At 69.0% G+C, this 6823-nt stretch carries 6 protein-coding genes and 1 pseudogene; 4 read left to right on the forward strand and 3 right to left on the reverse strand.

The genetic code is table 11. The features are described from left to right. A partial coding sequence (locus ACWCV9_RS37560; RefSeq protein ID WP_450793519.1) for a hypothetical protein occupies positions 1-244 on the reverse strand: 244 nt, incomplete at its 3' end. A gap of 176 nt (positions 245-420) precedes the next feature. Here ACWCV9_RS37560 and ACWCV9_RS37565 point away from each other — a divergent pair. After that, positions 421-654, forward strand: coding sequence for a TMEM175 family protein (locus tag ACWCV9_RS37565; RefSeq protein ID WP_450793521.1), 234 nt, complete (start codon positions 421-423; stop codon positions 652-654). A gap of 487 nt (positions 655-1141) precedes the next feature. Here the strand turns inward: ACWCV9_RS37565 and ACWCV9_RS37570 are convergent, their stop codons facing one another. Both ACWCV9_RS37570 and ACWCV9_RS37575 read right to left on the reverse strand, forming a co-directional pair. After that, entirely contained in the window at positions 1142-2599 is a 1458-nt protein-coding gene (locus ACWCV9_RS37570) for an MFS transporter (RefSeq protein ID WP_450793523.1), read from the reverse strand. Positions 2600-2639: 40 nt separating this feature from the next. Further along, positions 2640-3281 (reverse strand): nucleotidyltransferase domain-containing protein, encoded by a 642-nt coding sequence (locus ACWCV9_RS37575; RefSeq protein WP_450793525.1) that lies wholly within the window; start codon positions 3279-3281, stop codon positions 2640-2642. A gap of 492 nt (positions 3282-3773) precedes the next feature. Between ACWCV9_RS37575 and ACWCV9_RS37580 the strand changes: the two genes are divergently transcribed. From ACWCV9_RS37580 to ACWCV9_RS37590, 3 genes and pseudogenes are all read left to right on the forward strand, one after another. Then, positions 3774-4616 (forward strand): class I SAM-dependent methyltransferase, encoded by an 843-nt coding sequence (locus ACWCV9_RS37580; protein ID WP_450793527.1) that lies wholly within the window; start codon positions 3774-3776, stop codon positions 4614-4616. Positions 4617-4823: 207 nt separating this feature from the next. Beyond that, positions 4824-5653, forward strand: a protein-coding gene (locus tag ACWCV9_RS37585; RefSeq protein ID WP_450793530.1) for an IS5 family transposase whose coding sequence is annotated in 2 segments (ribosomal slippage) — positions 4824-5153 and positions 5156-5653 — 828 coding nt in all. Because the reading frame shifts where the segments join, the coding sequence is not laid out codon by codon here. Between the two features lie 286 nt (positions 5654-5939). After that, a pseudogene (locus tag ACWCV9_RS37590) lies at positions 5940-6715 on the forward strand (IS5 family transposase). The last annotated feature ends 108 nt before the right edge of the window (positions 6716-6823 follow it).

Genomic DNA, 6823 nt, shown 5'->3' on the forward strand with positions numbered 1-6823 from the left:
GCGGCGCCGTACCGCTCGCGGTCTCGGGCCGCCGCTTCGCCGCGCGCAGCGCCCCGGACTCCCACAGGCACCAGGTCGACCACAGCAGCAGGGTCAGGAAGGCGGCGAGGAGCACCAGCAGCAGCACGGTCTGCCGGGTCGTCCCACGCTCGTCCACGAAGGTGAACAGCAGACACCCGCTCCAGGCGGCCGCGCCCCAGGCGTACACGGTCCTGAGCTGCCGCAACTGCTTCACCGCTTCCATCGGCCCCTCCCGGGCAGACATGTACACGTCCTGTGCCGGTACCCCCGCAGCGCGACTTCACCGCATCGGCGTCGGGCGGAGCGCGATACAGGCCGTCGGCGCGGTGGTTCCGCCGTGCCCCGGTGGGGAAGGGTCGGACCGAGGTCCACCGCGTCCCCTTCCGCACCGGAGCCGTGATGACCACCGATCCGGGCGTATCCGGGCGCCGCAGCGCGGCCGACTTCAGCACCGCGCGTCTGGAGGCGTTCAGTGACGGCGTGTTCCCCATCGCCATCACACTGCTCGTGCTGGATCTGCGGGTGCCGGAGCCCGACGCCCTGCACGGCGAGCCGCCCGCCCACGCCCTCGCCCGGCAGGGGCCGGCCTCGTTCGCGTACCTGGTCAGCTTCCTCGTCATCGGGATCATCTGAATCAACCACCACGCCCTGTGCGGCCTGGCGCGCCGGGTGGGCCGCCGCACGCTGTTCGCGAACCTCCTCGCCTGCTCGCCGTCTCGGTGATCCCGTTCCCCACCCGCCTGCTCGCCACGTATCGGACCGGGCGGGACACCGACGCGCACACCGCCGCCGCGGTCTACGCCTCGACGATGGTCGTCATCGGAAAGATGTCGGCCTGAGTCGTTCGCGTAAAATACCAGGTCAGAGCCGCTTTCCTGGCTCGCTGTCCTGCTTACGGGCGGCCAGAGCGTCAAACGAGCGTCACGGCCGACAACCCGTGCCTCCTGATCAGAGCAGAGCTGACTCCGATTCCTCCTGAATGACCCTCCCGAGGTGAGCGGGCGAGGTCTTCGGGCCTCGTGCTTTTTGGTGCCAGGGTGGGGCGTCCGGGGCCGTCGTCGATCGCCCTGCGGGTGCGCGTCTCGCTGGACGGCAGCAGGTGCCGGTACGGGCTGCGGTGCTATCCGTGCGGGTCGGGCAGCGGTGCCTGCGCGGGGGCGGGGGGCGTGGTGGTCGCCCGGGTCTCCGGGGTGTTGCGGGCGCCCAGTACGAGCAGGGCCATCAGGCCGGCGGCCAGGTAGAGCACGGCCTGCGCGTTCAGCAGCGATACCGGGCCCAGGCGGTCGGCGAGCAGGCCCGCGAGGACCATGCCGATGGCTTGCGCGCCGTTGGACACGGTGTAGAAGGAGCCGAGTGCCCGGCCCAAGTGGTCGGCAGGAACCCGCTGCTGGACCATCCCGAGCACCCCGGCGTAGTAGACGCCACCGGGCAGGCCCACCACGGCGAACAGGGCGACGTACACGCCGAAGGCGGTGGCGACCATCGGCGCGTTCCAGATCAGCAGCGCCAGTCCGGAGAAGGACAGCGCTCCCCAGGTGATCAGCGGCCTCGGGTGCACGCGGGTGCCCAGGAAGCCCAGCGCCAGGCCGCCCGCGATGCCGCCGATGCCCTGGATGCTGCGCAGCAGGCCGATCTCGGCGTCAGTTCCGTGCAGGGTGGTGGCGACGAAGACGACGAACAGGACGACGAACAGGCCCTGGCCTATGGCGCAGAGGATGGCCGCGAGGAAGGACACGCGTAGGCGGCGGTCGTCGGTGATCACCGCGACGCCTTCGCGCCAGTGCCGGAACATCCGGCCGGGGCCCGCGGCAGCCGCAGGGTCGGTCGCCTCGGCGCGCTGGGCCCTCTCGTCGGCCGCCGAGCCCACGGACGTCGACGTGGACATCGGTCCCGCCGGCGCGCTCCCTGTCGCGGTCGCCTCCGACTCGGGCCTGACCGGCGCGCGTTCGGGCCGACGGATCCGGCTGGCCACCCCGGCCGTCAGGAGCAGGCCGATGACCGAGCCCGCCGCCAACGGGCGCAGTCCCCCGGCGACCACGATGCCGCCGAGCAGACTGCCGCCCAGGCGGCCGAGGTTGGAGTTCAGGACGACCAGGTTGCTGGCCGCCGCGCTCTGTCCGGGCTCCACGAGGTCGGGCAGCAGCGCGTTCTTCGACGTCAGGACGAACTGCGCGCACACCGCGCGCCCCGCGATCACCGCGTAGACGAGCCACAGCTGGTCGCCGGAGGTGACCGGAAGGAGCAGGGCCGCCAGTGCCGCGTGCAGCAGCGTGCAGACGAGCAGCAGCTTCTTGCGGTCGTACCGGTCCGCGGCGATCCCGGCGAGGGAGCCGACGAGGACGCCCGGGGCGAGTTCGATCAGGAAGGCGAGGGACGTCGTCATCGCCGACTCGGTCATGCGGTAGACGAAGATCGGGATGGCGGTGACCAGCATCCAGTCGATCGTGTCGTCGAGCAGCCCGGCCGCCCATAAGGCGCGGAAGCGCGGGTTGCGTATCGGGGAGTTCGCGGAGTTCCGCAGGGACTCGGCGGTTCCGGCGGACGCGGTCCGCTTCCTTCGGCGCAGTTCGGGGGTCAACTCTGCTCCTTGGGCCGGCGGAACGCGAGTAGAGGGCCAGCTACAGGTCCGCAATCCAGGGATGCCCCGGGTGTACGCGGGCGAGCAGCTCGGCCAGGGTCTCGCACTGAGCCGAGGTCATGTGCGGGACCGTCGCGTCGAAGTCTGCTTGATCCTTTCGGCGGACGTGCTTGGCCTTGAACAGGAGGACCAGTTCGGGTGCCAGATACGGGATGCCGTCCTGGGTGTGGTGGACGATGTCGCTGTAGGGAAGCCGGACCCTCTCATCGCGTCGGCAGATCCAGGTATCTGCGTCGTGTGGTTCGCGGAACACGTCGAGCAGGTAGTCGCCGGTGGCTGGGTCGCGGAGCCATGTCTGATGAACCGCGGCCAGCACCTCCGATGTGGCGTCTTCCCAGATCCGGCCGCTGCCTGCCGCGTCGAAGACGTAGCCGGGGAAGCGGTCACGGACCTCGGGGAAGCCCGCGGCTGGAATCGCGATCTCGATGTCTCCATGAGCGCGCGTCTGCCTGCCGCGGAACAAGTCCAGCGCCCAGCCCGCGGCCACGTACCAGGGCGTGCTGATCCCGGCTAGCTGCTGCGCGACCTCCCTCGGGGTCCAGCAGGACGACCACCTGGCGGGGAGGGCTTCGATCTCACCGGGGGACAGCTCGATGCCGCCGCTGGGTAGTTGCTCGCTCACCGCAGGAATCTATCAGCGGACTCGAAGGTCCCCCTGGCTGTAGTCGATGAGGGCGAGCAACGGGTCCTCGAGCTGTATGACACCGGCGATCACGCAAAATCACCAGCCGGATGGACTCCTCGGCGAACTCGCGACAGTTGAATACGAGAGCCCACCAGTACCGAGGCCGGATCTGGTTCGGCGAGCAGAAGAAGGAAATAGGGCCGCGCGGGCCCTTTTCCTTCTTCGGCTCCCGGAGCCATCGGCGGCGACCGTGTCTCCTCTATGGAGGCGCTCCGCCTGAGACACCCTGGGTCTGAGACACCGTACCGGTCACATAGCGCCGTCAAGGACCAGGCCATCGGGTAGGTCCGCGGCCGCGTCCACCAGATCAGGGAAGCGGCTCTGCATGCGGCTGCCCCGGCGGGACTGCACCAGCAGCGGACCAGGCGTCGGCCACGAGGTGAAGACGAGCGCACGGTAGCCGTCCTTCTCCAGACTTCGATGTGTGTCATGAGACATCAGCTCGCGTCTGAGCCCCCGGAAGAGATCAAGCACGCAGGGGCCGCTCGTGTCAGGATGCTGGGCATGTCTGGTCGCGCGCTGAGCTTCGGAGTGGTGGCGGAAGCATACGAACGGTTCCGGCCGGGGTATCCCGTGGAGCTGTTCGACATGGTGATGGCCTATGCGGGCCGCCCGGTTCGGACTGCCCTTGAGATCGGCGCTGGGACAGGCAAGGCAACCCGCCTGTTCGCTCAACGAGGGGTCATGGTCACCGCCACCGATCCTGACGGGGCCATGCTCGCCGAACTGCGCAAGCACGTGCCGACGAGCGTCAGAACGGTGCAAGCCGCGTTCGAGGACGTGCGACCAGGCGAACGGTATGGACTGGTCTATGCGGCAGCAGCGCTGCATTGGACGAACCCGGAGGGCCGGTGGTCGCGCGTGGCCGCGCTGCTGGAACCCGGTGGTGTATTCGCCTCATGCGGCGGGCCAGTTCAACTGGCTGACCCGGCTGTGGAGGAGGCTGTCCGCGCGGCGCGAGCACCATTCTTGGAGAGTGACGAGATTCCGTCACCTAACGGGAGGCCTCCAGGCCATGAGATGCAGTGGCCAGGTACGGAGCTGCAACAGTCGGAGTGGTTCACCGGCGTTCAGCAGTCCGTGATCGAACGGCGCGTGACGATGAGCGCTCGCGACTACGTTGGTCATCTCTCCACCATCTCGGCTTATCTCGTCTTGCCGACCGCGGAGCGAGAGCAGGTATTCAGCGAGATCATGCAGGTACTGCCGGACAGAGTCGAGATGGCCGCCGACATCACCGTCCATCTCGCGCGTCGGCGCCACGAGGATTGATCACGGCACCTCACCATGTCAGCCCGCCGGCCCCAGGCTGGTTCCGAGCCACCTTCACTCGCGTGTGTCGTGTGCTCGGTCGAGCGGGATGACGACGGCTGAGCGTTGGGCGATCTGCCAACGGAGGGCCGTGTTCTCCGCGAGTAGGGCCGCGATGACCTAGGCGGTGTCTTCAAATGATCTTGCTTGGTGGATCATGGTGTCGTGATACGTCGTCATGAACTGTCGGATGCCGAGTGGGAGTTCGTCCGGCCGTTGCTGCCCGAGTCGTTGCGGGGCCGGAAGCGGCTGGACGACCGCAGGGTCCTGAACGGGATCGTGTGGAAGTTCCGGACCGGGACGGCCTGGCGGGACGTGCCCGAGCGCTATGGTCCGTGGGCCACGCTGCATACCCGTTTCCGCAGGTGGGCGGCGGACGGCACCTTCGACCGGATGCTGCGAGCCGCCCAGGCGAGAGCGGACGCGGCGGGCGACATCGAGTGGCTGGTGTCGGTCGACTCGACCGTCGTCCGGGCTCACCAGCATGCGGCCGGGGCCCGAAAAAGGGGCTCCGCGACCCGGCCCTCGGCCGGTCCCGAGGCGGTCTGACCAGCAAGATTCACCTGGCGTGTGACGGGCGGGGCCGTCCGCTCGCCTTCGTCGTCACGGGCGGCAACACCAACGACTGCACCCGGTTCACCGCCGTGATGGAGGCGATCCGGGTGCCCCGGATCGGACCGGGGCGGCCCCGGGTCCGGCCCGATCACGTCCTGGGCGACAAGGGTTACAGCTCGAAGGCGATCCGAGCCTGGCTCCGCCGCCGGGGCATCGCCCACACGATTCCCGAGCGGGCCGACCAGGTCCGCAACCGGGCCCGACGAGGCAGCCGCGGAGGCCGCCCGCCGGCCTTCGACAGCGAGGTCTACAAGCACCGCAACGTGGTGGAACGGTGCTTCAACCGCCTGAAGCAGTGGCAGGGTATCGCCACCCGGTACGACAAGACCGCCGAGTCCTACAAAGCCGCCGTCACCCTGGCATCAATTCTGATGTGGGCGTGACATTTGACGACAGAACCTAGGCGGCGGCGTCGACTTCGCCACCGGACTTGGCTACGCACGCTCCTACCACGCCGCCCGCGAAACCCTCGCCGCCGAAATCGGCACCGTCCACGACGGCTTCAAGCTGGGACGCTGGCTTCGCCGGCGGGTGCCGGCACGCCCGTGCCGGCACCCGCCGGGGAGTACCTCCCTCTGCCGCAGCGAAGGCACTAGGCAGTGTCTTTCCGATCATCCGATCGTTGGACTGGCTGTGAGGGATGGGGAGATATCTGACGCGGCGTGGTCGATGATCGGACCCTTGTTGCCGCCAGCGGGCCGGGCGCGAGGCAGGTGGCGAGACCACCGTCAGGTCCTCGAAGGCATCGTGTTCAAGTACCGCACGGGGTTGCCCTGGAGGGACCTGCCGGAGCGGTTCGGGCCCTGGCAGACCGTGCACGGACGTTTCGCGCGCTGGGCCGCGGACGGAACCTTCGACCGGCTCTTAGCCGCGGCCCAGGGGCGGGCGGAGGTCGACTGGCTGGTCGCGCTGGACTCCACGATCGTGCGGGCCCATCAGCACACCGCTGCCAAAGGGGGCTTGAGGAGCGTGGGCTCGGACGCTCCCGCGGCGGGCTGACCAGCAAGATCCACCTGGCCTGTGACGGGCGGGGCCGGCCGTTGTCCTTCACGGTCACGGCCGGCACCCACAACGACTGCACCCAGGCCGAGACGGTCATCGACGCCATCCGCGTCATCCAGCCCGGACCGGGACGACCCCGTGTCCGACCCGAGCGGGTGGTGGCCGACAAGGGCTACTCGGCCCGCTCTTTCCGCGCTTACCTGCGAAGACGCGGAATCAAGGCGACCATCCCGGAACGCGTTGACCAGCTTGCGGGCCGACGACGGCGCCGCGAACGGCCGTGTGGCTTCGACAGGGCTGTATACCGACGCCGCAACGTCGTCGAGCGCTGCTTCCACCGCCTCAAGCAGTGGCGCGGCATCGCCACCCGCTACGAGAAACAGCCCGGCCGCTACCTCGCAGCCATCACCCTGGCCAGCACACTCATCTGGCTCGAGACGTGATCGACAAGACGCTGCCTAGGTGTATTGCCCTGTGAGGTTGGGGACGCGGCTGGCGGGTGGTTTGCCTGCGAGCGCGGTGTGTCCGCGGTGGTGATTGTAGGTGTGCAG

This window comes from Streptomyces sp. NPDC001606, assembly GCF_053596835.1.

Bases quoted from the DNA above. Each gene is read 5' to 3' on its own strand.
- ACWCV9_RS37580 (WP_450793527.1), top strand. From the start codon at position 3,774: ATGAGACATCAGCTCGCGTCTGAGCCCCCGGAAGAGATCAAGCACGCA.
- ACWCV9_RS37565 (WP_450793521.1), top strand. From the start codon at position 421: ATGACCACCGATCCGGGCGTATCCGGGCGCCGCAGCGCGGCCGACTTC.